Annotated in this window: 20 protein-coding genes and 1 tRNA gene; 10 read left to right on the plus strand and 11 right to left on the minus strand. The window is 39.0% G+C overall.

Annotated features, from left to right (window positions below; genetic code table 11):
* Positions 1 to 176: 176 nt before the first annotated feature.
* Complete coding sequence (locus tag A33Q_RS02805) at positions 177 to 800, minus strand: hypothetical protein (protein WP_200862448.1); 624 nt, start codon at positions 798 to 800, stop codon at positions 177 to 179.
* Positions 801 to 922: 122 nt separating this feature from the next.
* A complete protein-coding gene (locus tag A33Q_RS02810) occupies positions 923 to 1492 on the minus strand; it encodes a Crp/Fnr family transcriptional regulator (RefSeq protein ID WP_009034746.1) in 570 nt (189 codons plus the stop codon).
* 576 nt (positions 1493 to 2068) lie between these two features.
* On the opposite strand from A33Q_RS02810, the gene A33Q_RS02820 reads away from it, so the two are divergent.
* The 7 genes from A33Q_RS02820 (at position 2069) to A33Q_RS02845 (ending at position 5988) form a co-directional block, all read left to right on the plus strand.
* Positions 2069 to 2533 (plus strand): hypothetical protein, encoded by a 465-nt coding sequence (locus tag A33Q_RS02820; RefSeq protein WP_009034748.1) that lies wholly within the window; start codon positions 2069 to 2071, stop codon positions 2531 to 2533.
* A 280-nt stretch (positions 2534 to 2813) separates the two neighbouring features.
* Positions 2814 to 3218, plus strand: coding sequence for an alpha/beta hydrolase (locus A33Q_RS02825; protein WP_009034749.1), 405 nt, complete (start codon positions 2814 to 2816; stop codon positions 3216 to 3218).
* An 82-nt stretch (positions 3219 to 3300) separates the two neighbouring features.
* Positions 3301 to 3471 carry a hypothetical protein gene (locus A33Q_RS22060; RefSeq protein ID WP_016254551.1) on the plus strand — a complete coding sequence of 57 codons (171 nt, stop codon included), beginning with the start codon at positions 3301 to 3303 and terminating at the stop codon, positions 3469 to 3471.
* Between the two features lie 127 nt (positions 3472 to 3598).
* Entirely contained in the window at positions 3599 to 4300 is a 702-nt protein-coding gene (locus A33Q_RS02830; protein ID WP_009034750.1) for a DUF4386 domain-containing protein, read from the plus strand.
* Between the two features lie 70 nt (positions 4301 to 4370).
* A complete protein-coding gene (locus A33Q_RS02835; RefSeq protein WP_009034751.1) occupies positions 4371 to 5009 on the plus strand; it encodes a Crp/Fnr family transcriptional regulator in 639 nt (212 codons plus the stop codon).
* Positions 5010 to 5065: 56 nt separating this feature from the next.
* On the plus strand, positions 5066 to 5404 hold the full coding sequence (locus tag A33Q_RS02840; RefSeq protein ID WP_009034752.1) for a hypothetical protein: 339 nt from the start codon (positions 5066 to 5068) through the stop codon (positions 5402 to 5404).
* Positions 5405 to 5409: 5 nt separating this feature from the next.
* Entirely contained in the window at positions 5410 to 5988 is a 579-nt protein-coding gene (locus tag A33Q_RS02845) for an NAD(P)H-dependent oxidoreductase (protein WP_009034753.1), read from the plus strand.
* A gap of 133 nt (positions 5989 to 6121) precedes the next feature.
* Here A33Q_RS02845 and A33Q_RS02850 read toward each other — a convergent pair whose 3' ends face one another.
* Together A33Q_RS02850 and A33Q_RS02855 are read right to left on the minus strand one after the other, a co-directional pair.
* Positions 6122 to 6805 (minus strand): response regulator transcription factor, encoded by a 684-nt coding sequence (locus A33Q_RS02850; protein WP_009034754.1) that lies wholly within the window; start codon positions 6803 to 6805, stop codon positions 6122 to 6124.
* A complete protein-coding gene (locus tag A33Q_RS02855; RefSeq protein WP_009034755.1) occupies positions 6798 to 8285 on the minus strand; it encodes a sensor histidine kinase in 1488 nt (495 codons plus the stop codon). The genes A33Q_RS02850 and A33Q_RS02855 overlap by 8 nt, the downstream gene beginning before the upstream one ends.
* Before the next feature lie 142 nt (positions 8286 to 8427).
* Between A33Q_RS02855 and A33Q_RS02860 the strand changes: the two genes are divergently transcribed.
* The 3 genes from A33Q_RS02860 (at position 8428) to A33Q_RS02870 (ending at position 12414) form a co-directional block, all read left to right on the plus strand.
* A complete protein-coding gene (locus tag A33Q_RS02860; protein WP_009034756.1) occupies positions 8428 to 9171 on the plus strand; it encodes a GLPGLI family protein in 744 nt (247 codons plus the stop codon).
* A 107-nt stretch (positions 9172 to 9278) separates the two neighbouring features.
* A complete protein-coding gene (locus A33Q_RS02865) occupies positions 9279 to 12095 on the plus strand; it encodes an outer membrane beta-barrel family protein (protein ID WP_009034757.1) in 2817 nt (938 codons plus the stop codon).
* Between the two features lie 22 nt (positions 12096 to 12117).
* Positions 12118 to 12414, plus strand: a complete 297-nt coding sequence (locus A33Q_RS02870; protein ID WP_009034758.1) for a hypothetical protein — start codon at positions 12118 to 12120, stop codon at positions 12412 to 12414.
* Positions 12415 to 12633: 219 nt separating this feature from the next.
* On the opposite strand, the gene A33Q_RS02875 is transcribed toward A33Q_RS02870, so the two are convergent.
* From A33Q_RS02875 to A33Q_RS02905, 7 genes are all read right to left on the minus strand, one after another.
* On the minus strand, positions 12634 to 13284 hold the full coding sequence (locus A33Q_RS02875) for a nucleotidyl transferase AbiEii/AbiGii toxin family protein (protein ID WP_009034759.1): 651 nt from the start codon (positions 13282 to 13284) through the stop codon (positions 12634 to 12636).
* On the minus strand, positions 13281 to 13739 hold the full coding sequence (locus A33Q_RS02880; RefSeq protein WP_009034760.1) for a helix-turn-helix transcriptional regulator: 459 nt from the start codon (positions 13737 to 13739) through the stop codon (positions 13281 to 13283). The genes A33Q_RS02875 and A33Q_RS02880 overlap by 4 nt, the downstream gene beginning before the upstream one ends.
* 232 nt (positions 13740 to 13971) lie before the next feature.
* Positions 13972 to 14220: a tyrosine-type recombinase/integrase gene (locus A33Q_RS02885; protein ID WP_009034761.1), complete on the minus strand. Its 249-nt coding sequence runs from the start codon at positions 14218 to 14220 to the stop codon at positions 13972 to 13974.
* A gap of 366 nt (positions 14221 to 14586) precedes the next feature.
* Positions 14587 to 14671 (minus strand) — tRNA-Ser (locus A33Q_RS02890).
* Between the two features lie 225 nt (positions 14672 to 14896).
* Complete coding sequence (locus tag A33Q_RS02895) at positions 14897 to 16036, minus strand: catalase family protein (protein WP_009034762.1); 1140 nt, start codon at positions 16034 to 16036, stop codon at positions 14897 to 14899.
* A gap of 3 nt (positions 16037 to 16039) precedes the next feature.
* A complete protein-coding gene (locus A33Q_RS02900) occupies positions 16040 to 18229 on the minus strand; it encodes a lipoxygenase family protein (protein ID WP_009034763.1) in 2190 nt (729 codons plus the stop codon).
* A gap of 28 nt (positions 18230 to 18257) precedes the next feature.
* Complete coding sequence (locus tag A33Q_RS02905; RefSeq protein ID WP_009034764.1) at positions 18258 to 23360, minus strand: adenylate/guanylate cyclase domain-containing protein; 5103 nt, start codon at positions 23358 to 23360, stop codon at positions 18258 to 18260.
* Between the last annotated feature and the right edge of the window lie 182 nt (positions 23361 to 23542).

Here is a 23542-nt window from a genome sequence, read left to right on the forward strand (position 1 = left end):
TTTATAAGAACATGAGAAGAAGAAGTGAATCCTTTAAAATTAAAGTGTGGTAAAACTAGCTTAGAACAGTTTAAATAAGATTTTTTTGATACCTATAATTTTATTCCAAAGCCTTTTTATAAAAAAAAACTAAAGTTGTAAAAAGACTTGTGTAAAAGAGCAATAAAGAACTTCTATCACTGAAATGCCCAACCTATAAAAACCCCATAATTTGGCTTAAATTCTTTTTCAGGCCCATATTGATCCAAGTTAGCCCCTAAACCAAAGTTTAAAGCATTCTTCTTAAGCCCTGCCCTGAGTTGCAGAAAGCTTCGGGCGTGTTGATTTGCCGAAACTCCATGAATGTAGAGGTACTGCAACCTGCTGTATAAATTAAAGTTATCACTGAGGCAAGGTTTGTATTCATAGATCCCAAATAATTCTACATTTCTACTGGAATTTAAAAACAAAGAAGCAATGGTAACGGCCACCCATTCCCGGTTGGCAAAGGAATGTTCTATACCTGCTAAAGGCGCAAATCCAACTTTATTGTTAATCGTAGTCCCAGCCACCAAACCGAAACTTTTATAGACATTATATGTAAGCAAAACCGGCATGACCAAGTCTAAATCACTCAGTTCGTTGCTATAATCTGTTGAAAAGGATGTGACACTTAAAAAGCCCAATTTGCTTTCCTGGGTAAATTTCTTTTTAACCACCATCTGAAAAAAAAGTCTATCGTGTCCTACCATAAATTCCACTGGAGTAGAGACAATTGGCTTCTGGGCCTGCGCAAAAGCGGGAAAGATTATAATACCCATGAATGTTAGCAAAGCTGAAATAGGTTTTAGTAAAAGGCATTTGATTCGGAAATTCATAGGTTCATATTTTTCTACAAATTTCAGGAAACGAATGTTAAAAAATATTGCTCTATGTCAACGTTTTAAAGTTTCGATTTTAACCTACTTAATGTATATGGGGTAATGCCAAGATAGCTTGCCACTACTTTGTTGGAAATGCGGTTTAAGATTTTAGGCTGATTTTTTAAAAGCCATTGAACCCTTTCCAGACTATCTTTTCCCTGAAAATCATAAATCCGCCTCTGAGTTGTAATATATGCGGATTCGAGAATATTTCTGTAAACCTTATTGACACTTGGTTCAGTTTCTACCAAAGTATAAAAGTCATCCTTTCTTATCTGCAATACGGTGTTTTTTTCAAGACTCTGGATATTTTCAAATGCCGGTAACCCTGTGATCAGGCTGGTAAAACTGGTACCGAATTTCCCTTCGAATGCAATATAGCGCGTATTCTCCACCCCTTCTTTGTTGGTAGTAAATAGCCTCATGCAACCAGAGATTACAAAATAATTGTATTTACACACTTCCCCTTCACGAAGGAGATATTCGTTTCTTTTGAATGTCTTTTCTATAAAATATGGAGAGATTCTTTCCAGAACCTTATCATCGGCATTGGTATGGGATCTGAAATAATCTTTGAGTAAATGGTGCATATTTTCAAGTTGAAAACCCCTATTATATCTAATGATATATTACAATTTTGGCTCTAACCTATATTAAATATAGTTTGTTAACTTTCACGCTAAAAAAAACTCATTAAAAGCGACTCATATAGGATTATTGTAATCCTAAACGAATTGCTCTTTCGATTGGAGAATATTCAGAATCAGTTCCTGAAATAGTCAATTCAGCCTTTAGCTGCAGGGGCGGTTGAGCCATAAACTTTGGATTTACTCCTGTATGAGGTTGAGCAGCATGAACCAAAAAGGGGTGGCACAAATATACCGTTCCTGCTTTCCTTGTTGCAAGCATTTCTTTTCTTTATGGTTAAAATTGTTTGTAGTGTTGGGATTATTCAGTTCAAACACTGCGACAGGCTGTCGCAGATGTGACTTTAGGAAATAATTTGATAAATCTTAAAAAATAGAAAGGTACAAAAGTTAGTCACTTGGATTTTTAACCAGATCAATCATAAGCGATCACATCACATCAAATGAAAAAAATATTTTTTAAGCAACCGGACAAAATCGATATACTATTCGTCCTGAAAAAAACTAAACTAAACAATAATGAAAAACCCAATTTTACCTTTGCTAGCATTGTCAATTCTGATATTCTCTTGTGATACTGAATTGCCGGAAGAATCAATCACAGTAACCTATGAGGTAATTACTGAAAATGATGTTGCATGGTCAGGGGAATTCAAGGACGCCAGTGGCCAAAGAGTCCTGACTTTTGATCTGGATGAATTCACATCTGAAGCAGATGGGCACAGCATGCCAAGTGGCTGGAGATACTCCTTTCAGCCAGCAGTGCAACCTATTGAACTTTTGATTGCAGCAACAGCCTTTTGTGATGAATGTGATGAAAACACCCAAAGAAGCCCATCTCCCAGCATCACAGCAAACATTTACATCAATAACAAGCTGGTATGGACTGAAACAGATAACTGCAGAGAATGTACCGCTGAGAACCTTAAAGGATTGGCAACTTCTTGGTACAAGTTTCCTGAAGAGTGGGAAGCAAATGATTAGCCAATAGATTAATCATTTTTAAAAAATTCCTGCTTCTATATTCGGATTCTGGATGAATGTTTACCTGTTTTGGTTTGAAATACATCGGCAAATGAGATATCTGTCGGAAAATGGGTATATTTTTTTTTAGACCTAAAAATTATTTATTCTCCTGCGAAATAAGCTGTTTTGTGAACTAAAGTTTCTAAATAAAATAACTCAATTTGGAAAGCAAACCATAAATTGAATTACATTCTTTTATTTATAACTATAGATATTCTTAATAAATGGGTACAAAAAAATGGATTTCAGAGTAGATACCAATACATTTGTCAGCCCTGAAATTCAGAATAAAAAATTTCCTGTATTAATTTTTTCACATGGCCTTTACTCTGAAGCATTTGGGTATTATGCATTGATGGAAGAAATAGTAAGCCATGGATTTATAGTCCTGAATATTAACCATACATATGAAAGCAGTGGATCACTTTTCCCAGATGGAGAAATATTGCTTTTCCATTCTGAGTTCGATGAGAAAAATAATAACTCCACTATGGCAGAGATGGCTTGGGTTGCTTCCCAAAATTATTGGAATGCTTCCACCCTTGACACTAGGTATTCCGCTGTGGAAGATTTGATAAGAAACTATGTGGGAGCAGAAATTACAGAAAGATGGAGTAAGGACATTAAAGCTGTTTTAAATTGACCAGTCAAATTCAATTCCTAGAGACATATACCCAAGGTGGTTTGGAAGAAGTGATAAAAGAATTTATTATACCTACCAATGGTTGGGCCATGTAAATGAAGATGGGACCTGTCATTTTTATGCCAACGGAAATCTCAGACAGAACATCTCCATTATACCTCACAAAGAGACTGTAATTGTACATTGCAGCAATTCACTTCAGTATTTTAGCAGTGATTTTGGCTTATGGGATGTAGCTTTACAGCTGGAATAGGAAATTGCCATATTAAGATTTAATATTCAAATAAACTTAATGTTGTATTTTTAATCACTAATTATCATTTTGTTAAAATTTGATTTTCAGACCCTTATATTATTCACCCAATCCAAAAGCCAAATTCATGCATACAATCCCTCAAAACCTGGTAAAAACAGCTCGGATAACCGGCATCTGGTATTTGGCTTTGGCAATATCAGGAGTAATTGGCTTTTTGCTCATTCATCCTCAAGTATTCATAGCTGATGACCCTACAAAAACCCTGGAGAATATTACGCAAAACACTCAGCTTGCCAGGGTCAGGCTTATGCTCGAGTTTGCCATCATCATTTCACAAGCACTGACAGCCGTTTGGTTTTACAGACTTTTCAAGTCTATCAATGAATGGGGAGCTTGGACATTAGCTATATGGGGAACTGTAAACTCTGTAGTCATCATGGTAAGTGCTATTTCAATGGCAACTGCAATAGGAATCGCCGAATCTCTTACCTTAGGCCTAGAACAGAAAATAAGTTCAATAGAACTTTTAAATCATGTTAGTTCCAATGCTTGGGGAGTAGGAAGTCTATTTTTTGGGTTATGGCTTATTCCCATGGGTTTCATCATTCTCAGTTCAGGGAGAATGCCTGTCTGGCTCGGCAGGGTCATCATCATTGGAGGCATGGGTTATCTTCTCAGTACATTCCTGGGATACTTGAGTCAGGAATTTGTATTCATTGATTTCTTGACAATCCCTGCAACTATCGGAGAATTCTGGATGATAGGTTACCTGCTATGGTTTGGAATACGTCCGGCAAGTGAGAAAGGTAAAAAGGATGGCGATTAGGCTGTTTAGGCTTGAAAACTAATCACGAAAGCAGCTGGTGTGTAACATATAAAAGTTTAAAAACTTAAAAATGAAAAAAGCAACGGGCATCGGGGGAATATTCTTTAAATCTAAAGATCCCCAAAAGATCAACATTGAAAAAGTCTTAAATGAAACCAGTGCGGCTTATTCCCCATTGTCAGCTGAGTGTAGCCAGGATTTTATTGACAATTTGAGCATACGGAAATTCCAAAGAGGCGATCTGGTTGTCCGTGAAGGACAATTTGCCAAAAAAGCTTATTTGATAGTATCAGGTTGTTCGAGAGCTTTTTACCTGAAAGAGGGTAAGGACATTACGGATTGGTTCACTTTTGAGAACCAGTTCATGGCATCCATTGTCAGCTTTTTCAGCGACAGGCCGAGCCCACATTATCTAGAGTTTTTGGAAGATTCAACAGTATTGGAATTTTCTAAAGAAATTATGGACAGTCTTTCTGAAAAGCACCATGATTTCGAAAGGTTTATCAGCAGGGTGGTCACCGAAACGATGCTGGGATTATGTGAAAGGCTTTACACCATTCAGTTTAATAAAGCTTCTGTTAGGTACCTCCACCTTTTAAATATTTATCCCAAGATTACCGAAAGGGTTCCTCTGACTCATATAGCCTCCTATTTGGGCGTGACTTTGGAAACCCTTAGCAGAATCCGGAATCCCAAAAACCGAATTTGATCTAAATCAAATGATGACGCTTCCGTTTGTTGGACTTTTGTCCAAAAGGATCATAAATGGAAGAATTACAAAATCAACCCCAATCAATCTTCGGTAAGTGGTGGTTGCCGATAAGAATTTGGTTTTACCCAGCTTGGCTTCTCTATGAACTCTCCATGCGTTTTTATGGATACGCTTTGGACATTTACCATTATATTTTTAAAAATCTGGAATATATATTCCCTGACATAAACCTAACTCTGTCCCATATCACTGCAGGTATCTGTGCTTTCATTGCTTTTGCCATTTGTTTTGTCTATTTGACTGTTCCTGCTTGCTACATACTTTTTTTATTCTTCAAAAGAGGAAACCTGACGAATTCCAAGTTCGAACTGAAACTGAAAAAAAACCTGTAAGCTATATGAAAAAGATTTTAATCATCAATGGCCACCCGGATAAGGAGAGCTTCAGTTTTGCCCTTTCAGATGCCTATAAAAAAGGTGCCGAACAATCCTGTGCCGAAATCAAAGAAATAAACATTAGGGACTTGAATTTTGACCCAAACCTGAAATTTGGATACCGCAAGAGGACAGATCTGGAGCCGGATCTTTTGGACGCTCAGGAAAAAATTAAATGGGCTGAACACATGGTGTGGATCTACCCGGTATGGTGGAGTTCTTTCCCTGCCATCATGAAAGGGTTTCTCGATAGGGTTTTACTTCCCGGTTTTGCATTTCAAAAAAGACAGAATTCCTTATTCAGCGACAAACTGTTAGGTGGCAAAACAGCAAGGATCATCTGCACCCTAGACCAGCCTGCCTGGTATTACAAGTGGGTTTATGGAAACCCAAGCCACAATGCCCTCAAAAAAGGCACCCTGAATTTTATAGGGATTAAAAAGGTAAAGATTACAACTATTGGACCTGTAAGGCTTTCCAAAGGAGAATATAGGATGAAATGGTTAAAGAAAGTCCAAAAATTGGGACTTTTGGGATGCTAAAACAGATCTAATTATCCCACCACATTTCTTCTTATCATCACCTGTCAAAACAAATAAAGTTTAAGGTGCAAATGGTATCTCTTTGGGCTAATGAATCTTTTCTTTCACTTGTTATGCACAACCCCAAGTTCGCTTATTCGGGACATGAAAAATAGTATCCAATGCCCTTGATTGTAATGATTTCAACTCTAGGGTCTGCTTTTAAAAAGTCTCTCAATTTGGTGATGTAAACATCCAGGTTTCGGGAATTGAAGTAACTGTCATCATCCCAGATTTCAAGAAGTATCTTTTTCCTCTCCAGGGTGCTGTTTGAATGCTGGAGCAGTAGGGAAAGAATACCTGCTTCTTTATGGGAAAGTCTTCTGACTTCAGCTCCAGGGCCTTTCAGTTCATAACGGTTGGGAGAAAATATAAATCTCCCAAAATTGATTTCCTTTTGATTACTGTTTTGTCCAAAGGTAAGGGTCAATAGGTTTTCAATACGGATAATCAGTTCCTCCAAGCTAAATGGCTTCTTCAAATAATCGTTGCCTCCTGCTTTAAACCCCTTTAAGACATCATCCAACTGACTTTTGGCAGTAAGAAAAATGATAGGCATTTTGGGATGGATATTGCGGATATTTTGAGCCAGGGTATATCCGTCCATTTTTGGCAGCATGATGTCCAGGACACAGATATCCGGCTGGTGTATTTCAAATAGACTTAAGCCAGCTTGGCCATCTTCAGCCATCACTACTTCATACTTTCTGCTCTGAAGGCTCTCCTTGACAATCTTCCCAAGGGCAGGCTCATCTTCTACATAAAGAATTTTAGTCATTTTTAGGCAGTTGAATAGTGAAAAGAGTTCCTTTACCAATTTCAGATTTGAGGGAGATTTTGCCATTATGCTGCTTCACTGCTGCATAAACCTGCGCCAGCCCTAAACCATATCCTTTGACATCATGGATATCTTGCTGTGGCACCCTGACGAATTTTTCAAATATTTCCTTTTGGTACTTTTCAGGAATGCCGATTCCCTGATCCTGAATTTCAAGTTGTAAGTGAGCTTGATCCCCGAACAGTTTGATGCTGATAATCTTGGTCTTTTGGCTGTATTTGACCGCATTGTCCAACAAGTTAAATATCATCATGGCCAAAGACTCCTGATGCCCCATGATATGGTAATCAGCTTTATCTTTTTGATAGTCAAAAAGAAAGCCTTTGGAGTCCAATATGGGTTTGAATGACAACAACTGTTCTTCTAAGACCTTATCGAATTCAATCCCTGCTTTAGGGGAATCCTTTTGTCCTGAAACTGCTGAACTGAGAATGCTCTCAGACATCTTGTTTAGTCTTTTAAGCTCTCTTTTGGCAATCTGAATATATTCCTGCCTTGTTTCGGTTTGTTGGTCCGCTCCGAAATTTTCCAAAGCTTCGAGTACTACTCCTACGGTTGCCACAGGGGTTTTAAGCTCATGGGTGATATTGCTGATCAGGTCATTTTTGAGCAAATTGAGTCTTTGTTGCCTGATGATATTTCTGTACAAAAGGACAAATGAAAGACTGACCAATGCCAATACCAAAATCCCAAAAATCAAGGGGGGCAGCATTTTCATCCATAGGAACTTTCTGTAATCCTCAAAGTAAGCCTGGAAACTTGTCCCAAAAGGAATATTTACTTCTTCCAAATACAAGGCGTGCTTATATTTCGGAAGGGTATCTTTTTCTCCCGGAGAGAATTTCTTCATTCCCGCAATCAAATCATACCCCTGATTTTGGAGCCTTTGGTTAAAAACCTCCTCCACTTCTTCAGTTCCAAACAGGTCTTTGTTAAAATTGAATTCAAAAGTCTGCCTTCTAGGGAAGCTATCCGTCTTTAAAATAATTGGCCTGATAATTCTTCTTATGGAATCTGCCTGAAGGTTAACATCTCTTGAAACTATCCTTATTACCCTATTTTTGGAAGAATCAGTTTTGATAGAGCCGAGGGAGTCTACCATTACCTGAATATGAAAATTTTCATCGCTTTCATCCTTGGTAAACTGTTGATCAAAACTTCTGAAAACCACATCCTTCCTTGAGTGACCGATCAGGCTGTCCAAATTGGGAATAAGGGGAATCCCATCTAAAGATGCCCTTTTCCATACCAAAGAATCAACCATTCCGGTGATTGTAGTGGCAAAAAGCAGAGAGGTTTCCTGTTTTAAGCTGCTTTTGTTTTCCTTATAAACGGCATTGAGATAAAACACCTGCAATAAGATCAGAACCAGTATACTGAGGACCATTAATAAAAGGTAGGGTCTGTTTTTTAGCTCCATAGAACAAATATATATGCTTTTCAGAGTGCTGATTCAAACCATTAACCTTAATTAACCTTGTTTCCAGCTTGCTTAACCTACTATCAGGTTTCCATAATCTAGTTTTGGAAACCGAATCCAAGTATTCCAAAATTCCATCATTATGAAAAAACACATTCTGGCCATCATGGCCTGCCTCCTACTATCATTCATCAGCCAACAAACTGAAGAAGCGGCCATCATTTACAGCACCAAAGTAAATATGCACAAAAGAATACCTGAAGACAGGCAAGAAATGAAACAGATGGTCCCTGAATTCAACATCACTAAAAACATCCTGCTCTTCAATGAAAATGAGAGCCTTTACAAAAGTTTGCCTGAAGAAGAAAACCCATTTGATCCCTCATCCGGCGGAAACAGGATCATGATACGAACCGTATCGCCTAACGAAACTTACCTGGACAGGGATGAGTCATTGGTGACCCATTTGAGGGAATTTATGGGAAAAAAATATTTGATCAAAAAGGAGCAAAACCTGATACCTTGGAAATTGGAGCAGGACACCAAAGAAGTGCAGGGCTTTCTCTGTAAAAGTGCTTCATATATTGACGAAAACCAAAGGGAAATAAGGGCTTGGTATACAGAAGACATAAGAGTATCCCTTGGACCGGAAAGTTATCATGGATTACCGGGACTGATCCTGGAAGTGGCCATCAATGATGATGACATGGTCATCAGTGCCGATAAAATTGAATGGAGGACTTTAAAGAAAAATGAAATTAAGGCTCCAAAAGGCGGGCAGGAAGTTTCAGAGGAAGAATACATGGCTATGATAGAAGAACAGATGAAGAGTATGGGCATGCAGCCACAAGGATCAGGGGGATTTAGGATGATCATCAGAAATTAATACTTGTCCTCTGGAAATTCCCCTAATTCAACTGAAAACATCAGCCCCCAAGGATTTAATGATACCAGCATTGCCAATTGGCTGAGCAATTCCTCTACCTGTCAAAGATGAAAACTAAACCAAGCTTAATTATTTTGATTTTCTTTCTTATTGGCTTTCAGCTTTACGGCCAGAATACACGCTGGACATTGACCGGAAGCCTTGAAGGTGAAAAAGGCCAAATTTTACAGTCCGCTACGGTTACCCTTTTAGACCCTTTGGATTCCACTTTGTTGGCATTTGGTGTAAGTGGGGCAAGTGGAGCTTTTGAAATCAGAAATATCCGTAAAGAGGAGGTGATGGTTCAGGTTTCCTATATGGGTTATGCGCAATTTTCCCGAAAAATTCAAAGACCTGAAAATGCTTTGAGTCTGAACTTGGGTAAAATTACCTTAATGGAAAAAACCGAGGAGTTGGATGAGTTCACTTTAGAGGATATAACCCCTATAACTATCAAAAAGGACACCATAGAGTACCATGCTGAGGCATTCAAAACTCAGCCCAACGCCAATGTAGAGGATCTGCTCAAGCGTCTACCGGGAGTAGAAGTAGATCAGGAAGGAAACATCAAAGCGCAGGGTGAAACGGTCAAAAGAGTATTGGTAGACGGTAAGGAGTTTTTTGGCAATGATCCTAAGCTGGCCACTAAAAACCTTTTGGCGGAGGCAATAGATAAAGTTCAGATTCTGGACAGAAAATCAGAGCAGTCACAGTTTACCGGTATCGACGACGGACAGCGGGAAAAAACGATCAACCTAAAGCTTAAGGAAGATTATAAAAAGGGCTTTTTTGGGAATCTGACGGGGGGCTATGGATCCGATAACCGTTACAAACTTCAGGGCAATCTCAATAGATTCTCAGAAAACCAACAGCTTTCATTTCTCGGCCTTTCCAATAATATCAATGAACAGGGTTTCTCCATAGAGGACTACATAAACTTCCAAGGTGGTATCCAGAGCTTTGCCAGTGGGGGGCAGGTAAGAATCACGGTAGGAGGACCTGGCGGAGGTAGCGCAGGCATCCCGATCAACAGTGGACAAAGGCTCAATGGAATTATGAACAGCCATGCTTATGGGGCAAATCTCAATCAGGACTTCAATAAAAACACAAAGTTGAGAAGTAGCTATTTCTTCAATCAGCTCAATCATCAGATAACACAGGATACCGAGAGGTTAAATTTTTTCCCCTCAGGAGATTTTACTTTTGAAGAAAAGAGCATTCAGGACAACCAATCCAGCAACCACAGACTTAACCTGATCATAGACCAAAAGATCGACAGCCTAAACTCATTAAGGTCCACCACAAATGCCCAGCTTAACCAAACAGATCGTTTTGGAAGAAGCATTTCCAGCACAAAAGATATGGACGGAAACCTTCTCAACAGGGGCGAAAGGTCCAACCTTACTTTTGGAAATTCCTATCAGGCCAACACAGAGATGCTGCTTAGGCATAGATTTAAAAAACCCGGAAAGACCATTTCTGCCAACCTGACCTTTGGAATCAATGCCAGTGATTACGAAGGGATTTTGTATGCTGAAAATGAATTTTTTGGCACTGAAGAAGAAGTGGAAATCCTGGAACAGGAAAACACACAACAAAATCAAAACCTCAATTACGGGGTGAACCTTGCGTATACAGAACCTCTCGGAGGAAGAAAATACCTGGAGTTGGTCTATAATTTTACCCAAAACAGAAATGAAGTAAACCGGGAAGTATTTGACAGAGACGGAGAAAGTCTGACTTTCAACAAAGACCTCAGCAATAAATTCAACGCTATATACACTTATCACAGACCTGGAGTCAACATTTCCTATAATCCTGGAAAATACAATTTCGTAGCAGGTTTGGCCATGCAGGCAACCTCACTCAATGGAGAGCTCGTACTTTTTAATGAATCGATCAAAAACAGCTTTACAAACCTGCTTCCCAGTATGCGCTTAAACTACGGTTTCAGCAATACAAAAAACCTGATGTTCAATTACCAGACATCTGTGAATGAACCGGGTATAGAGCAGTTGCAGCCTGTAATCAACAATGCAGATCCGCTTAATATCTTCATTGGCAACCCCGAATTAAGACCTGCCTTTAACCATAGTTGGCAAGCCAATTACAACAGCTTTGACATGGGAAGTTTTGTCAATCTCTTCATCAATGCTTTTGTCAACTTTACCGAAAATGCCATTGTCAATTCGCAAAGTATTGATGAAAGACAGGTCAGAACAATCAGGCCAGTGAATGTGCGAAACAATACCCTTGTCGGAGGAAACATCAACTTCGGATTTCCGATCAAGCCCCTGAACAGCAGGTTTAACTTAGGCCCCAACCTTAACTACAGCAGAGGATTCAATCTCATCAATGCGCTTGAAGACCAGATTAAAATCAGCAATATAGGAGGAAATGCACGGTACGACTTCAATTGGAAAGAGTCTGTAAACCTTGGCCTTTCAGCTAATATCAGCACGCAAAACACCGCATACGCATTCAACCCTGAGCAAAACCAGCTGTTTTTAAACCAAAACTACAATGCGGAAATCGGTTTGAATTTCCTTGATAAGTATGCGGTTTCCTGGAATTTCAACTATTTGAAATTCAATTCCAGAACAACGGATTTTGATGAATCCATACCACTTCTCAATTTTTCTGTCAGCCGCTTAGTATTGAAAAACAATATGGGAGAAATCAAACTTTCAGGAAACAACCTTCTTAACCAAAATATTGGAGTAGCCCAAAGGGCAGATATAAATTTTATTGAGCAGACGATCACCAATAATCTGGGTAGGTTTATCCTACTTAGTTTTACCTATAAACTCAATAGCAAGCTCAATCCGATGAATGCTTCTGGCACACAGGGAGGAGGAATGCGAATGATGCAGATAAGAAATTGAGTCCCTTTTTGAAAAGTAGAAAATGGAAGCGAGGAAAAAATCAAAAGAAAGTAAAGTCTTATCCCTTTTGTCAAAAGTGCTTAACAGACCGGAATTTAACCCCAGTCATATTGCTGTTTATACAGCCATTTTAAAGGAGTTTTTGATGCAGGATGTAACAGATGGAATCAGGATCACAAGAGGCCGGATAATGAGAATGGCCCAAATCCGTTCTATTGCCACATACCATCATTGTATTAAGGGTCTGATCAAAGCAAACCTAATCCAGTACCATCCTTCCTTTCATCCAAAGCTTGGGACAATGGTCAAGTTGTTATAGATAAAAAGTTAAACCGGAGGGGTCTTAGAAGATTAAATTCCATCTATTTTAAAGCCTCTCCGGTTATAAATTCAGATTTACTTATCCAACTTGGATTTGAGAGCCAGCATATCTTCACTAATTTTTCCATCAAGGATTTTTGCATAATGTTAGGTCTGCTTCAGAATCCTGTTTCCCAAGAGTTTGGATACTGCTGTCCAAAAATATTTTTCTAATTTGTCAAAGTTGCTCAATGGATTGAACCAAGTCAAGTTTAATCAAATCCCAATATTTTCCTCTAAGGCACAATGGATCTGGCTCGTTATCAGCTTTTTCAAAGTTGAGCATATTCTCCAATATTAAATTCCTCTCATGGGTATATTTATATTTCTGAAAATGAAAAGCGACTAACTGCTCAAGACTATATTTTTCCAATAATTCATGGATATCCCAAAAGTCTTTTTTTCGGCCCACCCTTTGGATTACATCAATTTTCATTGCGGCAATCTCAGATATACTGGCCATTCGTACATTATCATGAATCTCCAGCTCTTCTAAAAATGGATCGGTATAATAAAGATCCAGTTTAATCAGGTTTGTAGAATCCTTTCCAATCAAATAAGACCGTCCAAAACCTATATTTACACTTACTGGATCAGAAACATAATTGTAATTTGACCTCAAAAAATCATCGATTGAATCAAAATTTAAACTTCCATATGGCTCCTCAGTAAACATATCAATATCCACGGATACCCTATGACCTAAATGTAGACTCAAAGCTGTTCCACCTACGAGTCTGAATCTTTGAAAGCAGACACTATGCATCAAAAATTCTAAGCATTCTTTAAGCTCTTTACTTACTGTATTCCAATATAAAGTCTTATTCATTGAATAGAATTTAATTCAGAAACTTCTTGTAATTCGTAAAAGTCATTGATTAGCTTTTTCTCTTCTTCATTCCCTCGTTGCATCACCCTATCAATTACGTACAGTTTATGCTTAACCCAGTCTATATTTTCAAAAGAAGTATCCCAAAAAAGCGCAGGCCTCAATTTACTTAAATCTGGCTTGATCTTCCTTGACAATTTTCTTTTTTCCTCCCTGATTTCGTGGTAAACCTGAAGAATCATCAACGTTCCCTCCTCCAGCCCCAAGGCTTTTTCTATTCTTAATGCGAGGGAAGTATTCATTGCTCTTTTCCCATGGGTTATAGCACTTAACGTTTGTGGATACTCCCCAATAGAAAGAGCAAAAGGACCTTTCGACAAACCTCTTGACTTCAACTCCCTTTCAAGAAATAATCCGGGATGAATCCCTTTAATGTATTTAATCCTATTATCCATTAAACAAATATAAACATTTTTGTTTACATTTATTTGTTAACTATATCAAAAATTAATCGAACAGGATTAGCAAATTTTAGCTTTGTAGCATAATCACAGTCAATTTTCTTTCAATAGATATGGCTATACTAAACAAGAATCCATCTTTTGATCAATAAAAAAACAAAACCGGCGGGGTCTTAGAAGATTAAATTCCTTCTATTTTAAAGCCCCTCCGGTTATAAATTCAGATTTATTTATCCAACTTGGATTTGAGAGCCAGCATATCTTCACTGATTTTTCCATCAAGGATTTTTGCATAATGTTGGGTCTGCTTCAGAGACCTGTGCCCCAAGAGTTTGGAGACTGTCTCAATAGGAACACCATTGCTTAAAGTTATGGTAGTAGCAAAAGTGTGTCTGTCATAAATACAGTTTTTTATTCCCTTCGAATTTTGGGAAGACTTCAGGTAAAACAGGAAACTGAATGATTTTTCGATCATAATGACACACTTTAAAGGTTTAAATTAAACTTTGGTGAGTCATTCGGCAAGATGTTTATCTTTCAAACAGGTTGATAATCAATATCTTAAACCCCTTCTGGTGAGTCATTTTTATTTTGCAAAATGACTCACCGCTTAGGGCTAATTGATTTTGATTATTCTTGCAAATTTTGGTGATTCAGGCACCAAAACGCAAAAAAGCCTGTATTGATGAAATACAGGCTTTTTTAACTTGAAATTGTAAATAATATTTTAAAATCAGCGTTCAAAGGCTCTAAAGGCCGTTTTTAAAGCTTTTTTCTTGTTGATTAAACCTTACATTTTCCTTGATTTTGAATGGATTTGAAAGAAAAAATCAAATAAAAGCAGAGGAGGAGGGATTCGAACCCCCGGTACCTTGCGGTACAACGGTTTTCAAGACCGCCGCATTCGACCACTCTGCCACTCCTCTATTTATTCTAAAGCATCCGTAGATAAATCTATTTTCGCTCTATGGTCTCCCGTAATTACGGATTGCAAATGTAGCCCTTAACTTTGATTTTGCAAACTCAGCCCTATCAAAAATTATCTCTCAGGCTTTAATCAGTTGATTTCCTGAATTTTTATTTTCTTGACATGCCTTATTTTCCCAAAAAAGTCTGGGGGAAAGGTATAGATCTGAATAATTCTTGAGATTTTAACTCCTTACCAACTTACTTACTTTCTCCTTCTGCATCTTTGCCCAATCCCCGCTATTTCTATCCTCATTGTTCGGGATAGCATTGGGGTATCCGAATAAGCGATAGGAAAGCAGTCTTGCTACTTTAGCCTTTTCCGAATGCGCACGCATGTAATTGAGACTATTGTAATCATAAATACTCTTGGCGGGGATAACACCTAGAGTTCTAGGCATGTGGTTGAGAGAAAAGCTGGTTTTGGTACTTTCCTTCCAATCCAAGGTCTTGTCAATTTCTATTACTGCCAAATCGTGCCAAGGGTGAGCATCTTCATCCCATGGGACCATATTGTTGAAAATTTCCGGGTCATCATCATCCTGAGCTATGCGGGTTTGTATCTGCATCATGTACTTTGCCCCTTCCCTTTTTACCCTCTCTTCATATTCATATTTGAGGTAATTGCGGCCACGGGTTTCAAAAGGAAGTATGCGCTGATTGCCTGTATCCACTTTACTCATATCATGCTGGATTCCTGTTTCAGGTTCATTATCCAGTGGTCGAATGCGGTATTTTGCGTAGCGCTTGATTTTGTCCTCCCCGATAAATTTAAAAGGGGTTTTGCAATAATACCGGAGATTATGAAAAGAAGTAGGATTTCTTCTCAGTGCTGCTTGGGCACCCTTGAGGCCTTCAGGATACTTTTTGTAGTATTCTATATATTCCACACCGTATTTCTCTTTGCGCAATTTGGCAAATTGTAAAAAACTATATGCTGACCAGAACAAGCTGATCTCTCCTGAATTCATCTCTATATCAAAAGGACTTTTGAAGTGGTGATCGCTAAATTTCACTGAAATACTCCTGATACAATTCATGGCATCATCCAAAAACGTGGCCGATGCATGTCTGACCCTTGCCTGATATACTTTTCCCGGAGCAAAGAATTCATGTGCAGGAAATTTGGGATTAGGAACAATGGTGAGTTTACCAGAGCCGGCTATTCCATTGTCATGGGACATCCTTTTCCTGTAAAAAAGACTTAATGTCAGTACAATGACCCAACTGAACATTTGGCAAAAAAGCCATAAATACACTTTATCATAGGCCCCTCGTACCGAGTGCCATACGCTGTGTCTGATAAATTTCCCTGTACTTTCCATGGCCTAAATGTTTGTTCTGGATTCAATATTGTCAATCTCTACGTAAAGCTCTTTAAATGCTGTTCTGCGCTTTTCCAGCAGCTCAGCAAACAAAGGATCGATATCATTTTCCTCATTTCTTGTGATAAAACCGTATTCCGTTCTTGAAAGCAAATTGCTGAACCACATCATTTGGGTTGCCCGGGTAAGGTCAGGAGAAATGGAATAATCGTTTTCAGGAAGAAAAATACCCTCCTTCTTATCACCAAACCTGAGCCCCAAACTACTGTACAGCACTTCCCCAATGTCTTCATATTGATGTTCATTGACCCAGGTATGCATAAAAGTTGCCTGCATGATAATATATTTGCATGCCTGTTTGAGATTTTCCCATTCCTCGATGGTAGGGGATTCCTGATTTTCCGTTATAGGGGAGACCGCTTTTTGGACACCATCTACCGTTCTCCTCGGAAGATCGGGATCATACCTAAACCTAGCATGGTAATAGGCTGCCCTTTTTTCTTCAAATTCCTGCTCTTCTTTACTTAAAATTTCGCCATTTTTTCTATCATGAAAAACTGCCGCAGAATGATTCACCAAGTCTTCACTGAAGCAATATACCTCATACCATTCTTTTATGATCCCCTCTTCAAACTGTACAAAAAACTCATCCACAAACTCACCCACAACCTCCCAAAAGAGATTTTCTGCTTTGGCATAGGTATGCCTGGCATTGATGATTTCCATAGGTTCCCAGTTTTTCCAATCCAAAACCCCCATCATCTCAGTTACCCTTTTTACGATTCCCTTAGCAGTCAATGCAGAAGCGCGGGGGATATATCCAGGCCCAATAAGAATAGTGTCCGCGGCATGATTGATCAAGGCTACTTCTTTCAGATGGGGAAAAAGCAAGGTAGTCAAAGGGTTTCTTCTAAAATTCCTTCGGGCAGCAATAGCATATTGCTCAGCATTGGCATGAGTTCCCGCAAAGTGATCATCCAACTCGGTACACAAAGCACCAGTCACACGGGCTACACGTTTTGCATATTCCCATTTTACTCCGTCAGATGGGGTGAAAAATTGAGTAGAAAAAGGTGACTTATCATAATTGCTGGTCGGACCTATGGTAATGATCTGCTCGGGAACGGGAAGCGCATCCGGTCCAATATGAAATTTCATTTCCACAGAAGGAAATGCATACTCATCATTGACTTCATAATCACAAGCACCGAAATACCTTACCCAGTACTTATCTTTTTCTACTTTATCAGGCACGAATGTAGCACAATTCATTCCGTTCATCATGCGTCTGCCAAACCAATAATCACAGCGGGTAGAGTAAGGAAGCTTTTCCTCCATAGCTACAGTAAGGTTTTTCGGGTAATCTTTCTGAATATCAGGAATCGTAATGTGGGCTTTATCTTTTTGGATTTGAATGAGGTGTTTGTCTTTGGTTAGCTGGATAGGGATAAACTGCTGCTGAATAGCATTATTTCGCCCATCTGAGTAATATTCGGGCGCATCCTGTTCATGATCTTTGATGACCACCCTGGCCATTTGGACATCACCTCTGTATTCCCAAAAAAACAATTGGATGTTCCCCAAGTCATAACCCATCCCCGTCAGATCGGCTTTGGGAATTTTGATCCTTTCAAATAAATCCAGCCTTACTTCCGGATTCAACATATCCCTTTCAAAAAAGACATGCTGAACCTGATAAATTTCCAGATGAAAAGAGCTATACCTCCATCTTCTGGAAATCAAGTAATCGAACTCCAGTTTGAAGATTCCATCCTTATCAGATTCACCTTTTGCAAACAGACGCCAAGCTCCCCAACGTGTTCTTGCCCACAGTTCAAGTGGCATGTGATGAAGGGCTGTGGTATAATCGCTCCTTTTGGCAAATGTCAATTTTCCTGTGATATAGGCACTTTTGGCTGAACCGATAATCCGCTCCCTTCGGGGAAACAAAGCATGATACTTCCTTTTCAACCAAATCATAAATCGTTGGTATAGCGTCAATAAATATTCAATCGCGCGGACTACAAAGCTGTTGATCACTTTGGAATTACCTACTTCAAGATGGTTGATGGACTTTAGATTCGGACTGAAAAAGCCTCCTGAATCCGTGTAACCTATTTGGGTTTCAAGATGGGCTTCCAGATAGACCTTCTCGATATCTTCTTCGTTGCAGGCAGGTGGGTAAAGACTCATATTTCTCTCATTAAAAATTACACATTCCTTATTTGCTTATAACATCTATCTTTTTGGGTTCAACAAAATACATGTCGATCAAGCCTTTATTTTTAGCTTCAATCTCCCCCCTGTATTCACAGTCAAATGAATTTTTAATGATTTCGTAGGTTTTCCCTGAGACGTTGATTTTACCGGTTTCACCACATGACTCCATCCTTGAAGCAGTATTGACAGTGTCGCCCCATATATCGTAGGCGAATTTTTTTGTACCTACCACACCTGCGATCACTGGACCTGTATCCAAGCCAATTCTGATTTCAAAGAAAGGTTTACCAAGTTCTCTGGCCTCAGCATTTCTGATTTTCATCCAATCTCTGATTTCCAAAGCGGCGTTGATTACATCCATTGGGTGTGTGGAGTTTGGTATTGGAAGGCCTCCTACACACATGTAAGAATCTCCAATGGTCTTGATTTTCTCAATTCCGTATTTTTCTATAATGCTATCAAAATGACTAAAACAGGAACCCAACTCATCGACCAACTCTGTGGGAGTCATGGTTTCACTCGATAAGGTGAAACCTTTAAAATCGGTAAACATTACTGTCACTCTTTCAAAATACTGAGGCGTGGTTTTTTTGGTTTTCTTCAGTTCTTCCGCAATTTCAACCGGAAGGATATTCAGCAGCAATTCATCTGATTTTTTCTTTTCCACTTCAAGTTGTGCTGTTCTTTCAGCTACTTTTTGTTCAAGGTTATCATAGAGCATGGCATTATTGATAGAGACTGCTATCTGACCCGAAAGCAAGGCCAAAAGGTCAACTCTTTGTTGGGTAAAAGCTGCTGTGCTTTTATTGTTTTCCAGATAAAGTACTCCTTCCAACCTGCCTAAATGAAGAATAGGAAGGGATAAAATGGAAAGCACCTGACTTTCTTTCAGGTAGGAACACTGTAGAAATCTCCGGTCATTTTTAGCATCCTGGACCACTACACTCTTTTCTGATTGGGTGACATAGGACACAATGTATTCCGAAAGAAGGTCTGAACCTTTATAATTCAGGTGCTGAAGAACAGTGCAGGTTTTACCATCATCTTCAGCCAAAGCCTCAATCAGAAATTGCTCTTTGGACTTGAGTAATAATAGCCCTCTGTCTGCTCCGGCATTTTCCATCACTGTAATCATCAGTTTTTTGAGAAGCTTGTTCAAAATAATTTCCTGGGAAATGGAGGATGATGCCTTTAAAATAGTTGCCAAATCAAGCTTCAAACTGCTGCTACCATCTACCGATGAGGATGTACTGAGCGAAATTTCATTTAACCCTATCCCTGAGTTAACTCCACTTACATATTTGGAGTACTTCAATTCCATTTCTTTCAATTTTGCCTTGGCTCCCCATTCCCTAAAAGCATTATAAGAGGATTTTAAGTAAAATTCTGCCAACGAATCAGCATTTTGAACCATATAAAACCTACCTGCCAATTCTCTGGCTATGCCTTCTTCATGAATGAAGTTCTGCCGACTAGCACCCTGAATAGCCTTATCGTACAGTACTGCTGCTTTTTCAAAATCCCCCTTGATCCTCAAAAGCTCTGCTGTCAGGATATCAAACTTATGCTGAAAGTTCTCAGGAGCATCTTTAGCCCATATTTTCAACTTCTTGGCATTGACCTTTATCCGCTTTCGGAATTTTCTTTTTCCTTTTGAATCAGCTTCTTCGAAAAGCGCAAGCATGGTCATGGCTTCATAAAAATGGTGATTGGGAATCTCAAATTTTGCCATTACCGCTTCTAAAAGCTTTCTGGATTCTGAAGCGTGTTTTAGTCCGTTTTCATATTTTCCCAAAATATAGCTCAGGATAAGTTTATTGAAATGGAGGAAAAACATTCCTGTCTTGTCATTGCGCTCTGCATTTTGAACAACCATTTTCTCCTCATCATACGCAGAGCCTTTGAGTTTCAATGGGTCTACAGACTTCCCGAGAAGATTTAGCATGGCTTGCCTGTAGACCTCATTGTAATTCAGGTTGGTTTCCTGATTAAAAAGTTTAAAGCTTTGGCTATAAGCTTTGGTCTCTTCTTCCAAGCGCTCCAAAGGCTTGCCGCTCAAGTAGCTGTGAATACAATATATATTGGTGTTGATGCAGGCAAACTCAATGGCACCTGTTTCCATACCTATATGGTAGGACTCCTGAAGAGGTTTGAGCGTCTGGTCTATATGTTCGTTCCAATTGACAATGAGGCAGTAAATCGGCGTGTAAACCTGTGTTTTCCACTCTTTGGCTTTGTACTTCTCCAAAAGAATCAGACCTAATTTCCCAAACTGGTAGCCACTTTTCATAGCTCCCAAAACACCGCACATAATGACCCCATAAGTTGCAAAAGCGAAAGATGAAACCTGGGTGTTGCCATACTTCAGAGAAAGACTGACCATTCTGAAAATGATCAGTGGGAAAAGTGTAGGGGTAGCCCAATAACTTGAGGAGGCTATCCCTGCCATGATCCTCATGGCAGCAATTTTCCATTGGTCTGACATAGCAGGAAGGTTGGCCAAAGTCTCATTGTTTTTACCGCTTAGCTGAATCTTAGACTTGACTAAGGCTGCCATGACATGTACCATTGTAGGCTTTCCAGGAAACTTTTCCCCCAACTGTCCCAACACTTCCAAACCTGTACTGATGGCTTCAAGCAATTTATTTTCTGCTTTAAAAGCCAAGATCCGCACCTCATAGGACTTGACCTTCTGCAATAAATCGGTGGCATTTTCCAAAACCTCCGAAATCATCTTATCCATATTATGGAAATCTCCGTTGAGATAAGCTGTCTCTCCTGCCAATGCATGAAGCTGTAGAGAAAGGTCATACTGGCCTTTCCAATGATTTGTCCTCAATAGGCTTATGCCATTCAAAAAGTAATCAAAGGCTGTTTTGTAAGCGGAAGATTCCTTCGCCTTGATTCCTGCTTTTAAATTGAGATGACAAAGCTGTTCTCTTTTTTCGGCATCTTGGATGAGATTGACTCCTCTATTCAGCTGATTGACAATATCGAAAAGGTGAATTTGAATCTTTTCTTCAGGAATATGTCTCAAAAGCTCCTCCCCTATTTTTAGGTGAAAAACATCTTTTTCCTCATCCTTGATCTGACTGTAGACGGCCTGCTGAATCCTGTCATGGGCAAATTTGTAGCCTTGATCTCCTTTTAGAAGAATCAATCCTTCTGCCAAGCTTGTATTTAGGTCTTTTGCAGTTTGAGACTGATCAGACTCATGGATGATCCTGAGGGTATCTACGTCAAATTGGTTACCAAAACAAGCAGCCACTTTCAATACCTGCTGACTGGAATCGGGCAGCTTCAAAAATCTCCCCGACATCAGTTCCACCACATTATCGGTAATATTTTTCTCTTTGATCTGGAATAGATCAAAGTCCCAGCATTTCGCTGAACGGTCAAAAAACAAAAGTTTTTCCTCATAAAGTGACCTTAAAAACTGTGTCAGGAAAAATGCATTCCCCTGAGTTTTTTCAAAAACCAGTTCGGAAAGTTCCTCCACATCTTTTTCAGTTCTTTCCAAAGTATCTGCAATCAGTTCACTTACATTCTGAAGCGTCAGGTTATTTATTTTCAGGTCGTAAATTTCCAGGCCTTCTTTTCTCAAATCATTGATCAGAATGCTGAAAGGATGGCTGGCACTCACCTCATTATCACGGTACGCACCAATGAACAACATGTGTGCATTTTCAGGATCACTGACCAGAGTATGTAAGAGGCTCAAAGAACTGGAGTCAGCCCACTGAAGGTCATCAATAAAGATAACTACAGGGTATTCAATTTTAGAAACAGCATTGGCAAACTTCTTAAAAATGTAATTGAACCTGTTTTTGGCCTCATTACCACCAAGCTCCGGTACCTCAGGCTGCACCCCAATAATAAGCTCAAGACTGGGCAACACTTCCGTCAATACCCTCCCTTCTTGTCCCACTGCTTCAAGAATATCCCTTTTGATTATTTCCAGCCTATTTTGACTTTCTCCCAAGAGAATATCTATCAATTCCTCAAAGGCCTGCAGTAAGGCAAAGTAAGGCACATCTCTTTGGTACTGGTCAAATTTGCCTTCCGCAAAATACCCTGATTTCTGGGTAATAGGCTTGTGTATCTCGTGAACCAATGCAGATTTTCCTGTACCCGAATAGCCGGATACCAAAATCAATTCTACCCTGCCAACAGCAACTTCTTCAAATTTCCGGAGCAAAATATCTAAGTCAGCATCTCTTCCATATAATTTTTGGGGCAAATTGAATTTGCCGGAAAAATCCTGAAGCCTCAGAGGAAATTCAGCTATGCGTTTGTGAACTTCATATTGCCTAAGGAAATGTTCCAGGTCATGCTTCAATCCGTATGCAGACTGATACCTGTCTTCTGATTTTTTTGAAAGCAAGACGTCAATGATATCTGAAACCGGCTTTGGAATATTGGGATTCCGGGTCTTTACAGAATGGGGCGTACTTGCAATATGGCCATGGACAATACCCAGCGGATCCATTCCTTCAAATGGAGTGGATCCCGTCAGCATTTCGTAAAAAACTACACCCAGCGAATATAAATCTGTCCTGTAATCAATGACCCTGTTCATTCTTCCGGTTTGCTCAGGACTGATATATTCCAATGTCCCATCTAAGCGCTCGGGATTTCCTAGGTGTTGCTGTTTAAGGGTGATTTTGGAAGCCATTCCAAAATCAATAATTTTTATCCACCGCTCGTGTATATTGACGATGATATTATTGCTAGAAATATCCTTGTGGATGATGTTCTGATCATGCAGTTGAGCCAATGCGTTAGCCATCTCTATAGCCAGATGGAGAAAATCCAAAATGTCATTTTGCTTTCCTTTGAATGCCTCTTTGACTGTTTTTCCTTTTACCCACTCCAGATACATGGCATGGCGACCATTGAATTTGAGTTTTTTAAAGGATATCCGGATACCGCTGATGTCAAGCCCGTCAATTATTTCATATTCATTGTAAAATTGAGCTATGTCTTTAGGCGTAGGAAATTCATAATTTAAAATTTTCAGGAGGACAGGCCGTTCAAATTCCGACTCTTCCAAAAAATAAATTTTTGACTTTTTGCTTTCATAAATAAGCTGTTCAGTTACCATTTGACGCAATCCGTTTTTTATTAAGAAAAAAATTTAAATCCGCCAGCATTTCAAATACCTGAAAATCAAATCAATTTAATCAATAAAATAGCATGTTTCAAAATAATATGTTGTAAATATTATTTCTTATAATTAAAAATGTATTTTAAACTTTATAAATCAAAATAATATTTTTTATTACG

It is taken from the genome of Indibacter alkaliphilus LW1 (genome assembly GCF_000295935.2).
Lineage (GTDB): Bacteria > Bacteroidota > Bacteroidia > Cytophagales > Cyclobacteriaceae > Indibacter > Indibacter alkaliphilus.

Bases quoted from the DNA above. Each gene is read 5' to 3' on its own strand.
- A33Q_RS02805 (WP_200862448.1), bottom strand. From the start codon at position 800: ATGGGTATTATAATCTTTCCCGCTTTTGCGCAGGCCCAGAAGCCAATT.
- A33Q_RS02810 (WP_009034746.1), bottom strand. From the start codon at position 1,492: ATGCACCATTTACTCAAAGATTATTTCAGATCCCATACCAATGCCGAT.
- A33Q_RS02820 (WP_009034748.1), top strand. From the start codon at position 2,069: ATGAAAAACCCAATTTTACCTTTGCTAGCATTGTCAATTCTGATATTC.
- A33Q_RS02825 (WP_009034749.1), top strand. From the start codon at position 2,814: ATGGATTTCAGAGTAGATACCAATACATTTGTCAGCCCTGAAATTCAG.
- A33Q_RS02830 (WP_009034750.1), top strand. From the start codon at position 3,599: ATGCATACAATCCCTCAAAACCTGGTAAAAACAGCTCGGATAACCGGC.
- A33Q_RS02835 (WP_009034751.1), top strand. From the start codon at position 4,371: ATGAAAAAAGCAACGGGCATCGGGGGAATATTCTTTAAATCTAAAGAT.
- A33Q_RS02840 (WP_009034752.1), top strand. From the start codon at position 5,066: ATGGAAGAATTACAAAATCAACCCCAATCAATCTTCGGTAAGTGGTGG.
- A33Q_RS02845 (WP_009034753.1), top strand. From the start codon at position 5,410: ATGAAAAAGATTTTAATCATCAATGGCCACCCGGATAAGGAGAGCTTC.
- A33Q_RS02850 (WP_009034754.1), bottom strand. From the start codon at position 6,805: ATGACTAAAATTCTTTATGTAGAAGATGAGCCTGCCCTTGGGAAGATT.
- A33Q_RS02855 (WP_009034755.1), bottom strand. From the start codon at position 8,285: ATGGAGCTAAAAAACAGACCCTACCTTTTATTAATGGTCCTCAGTATA.
- A33Q_RS02860 (WP_009034756.1), top strand. From the start codon at position 8,428: ATGAAAAAACACATTCTGGCCATCATGGCCTGCCTCCTACTATCATTC.
- A33Q_RS02865 (WP_009034757.1), top strand. From the start codon at position 9,279: ATGAAAACTAAACCAAGCTTAATTATTTTGATTTTCTTTCTTATTGGC.
- A33Q_RS02870 (WP_009034758.1), top strand. From the start codon at position 12,118: ATGGAAGCGAGGAAAAAATCAAAAGAAAGTAAAGTCTTATCCCTTTTG.
- A33Q_RS02875 (WP_009034759.1), bottom strand. From the start codon at position 13,284: ATGAATAAGACTTTATATTGGAATACAGTAAGTAAAGAGCTTAAAGAA.
- A33Q_RS02880 (WP_009034760.1), bottom strand. From the start codon at position 13,739: ATGGATAATAGGATTAAATACATTAAAGGGATTCATCCCGGATTATTT.
- A33Q_RS02885 (WP_009034761.1), bottom strand. From the start codon at position 14,220: ATGATCGAAAAATCATTCAGTTTCCTGTTTTACCTGAAGTCTTCCCAA.
- A33Q_RS02895 (WP_009034762.1), bottom strand. From the start codon at position 16,036: ATGGAAAGTACAGGGAAATTTATCAGACACAGCGTATGGCACTCGGTA.
- A33Q_RS02900 (WP_009034763.1), bottom strand. From the start codon at position 18,229: ATGAGTCTTTACCCACCTGCCTGCAACGAAGAAGATATCGAGAAGGTC.
- A33Q_RS02905 (WP_009034764.1), bottom strand. From the start codon at position 23,360: ATGGTAACTGAACAGCTTATTTATGAAAGCAAAAAGTCAAAAATTTAT.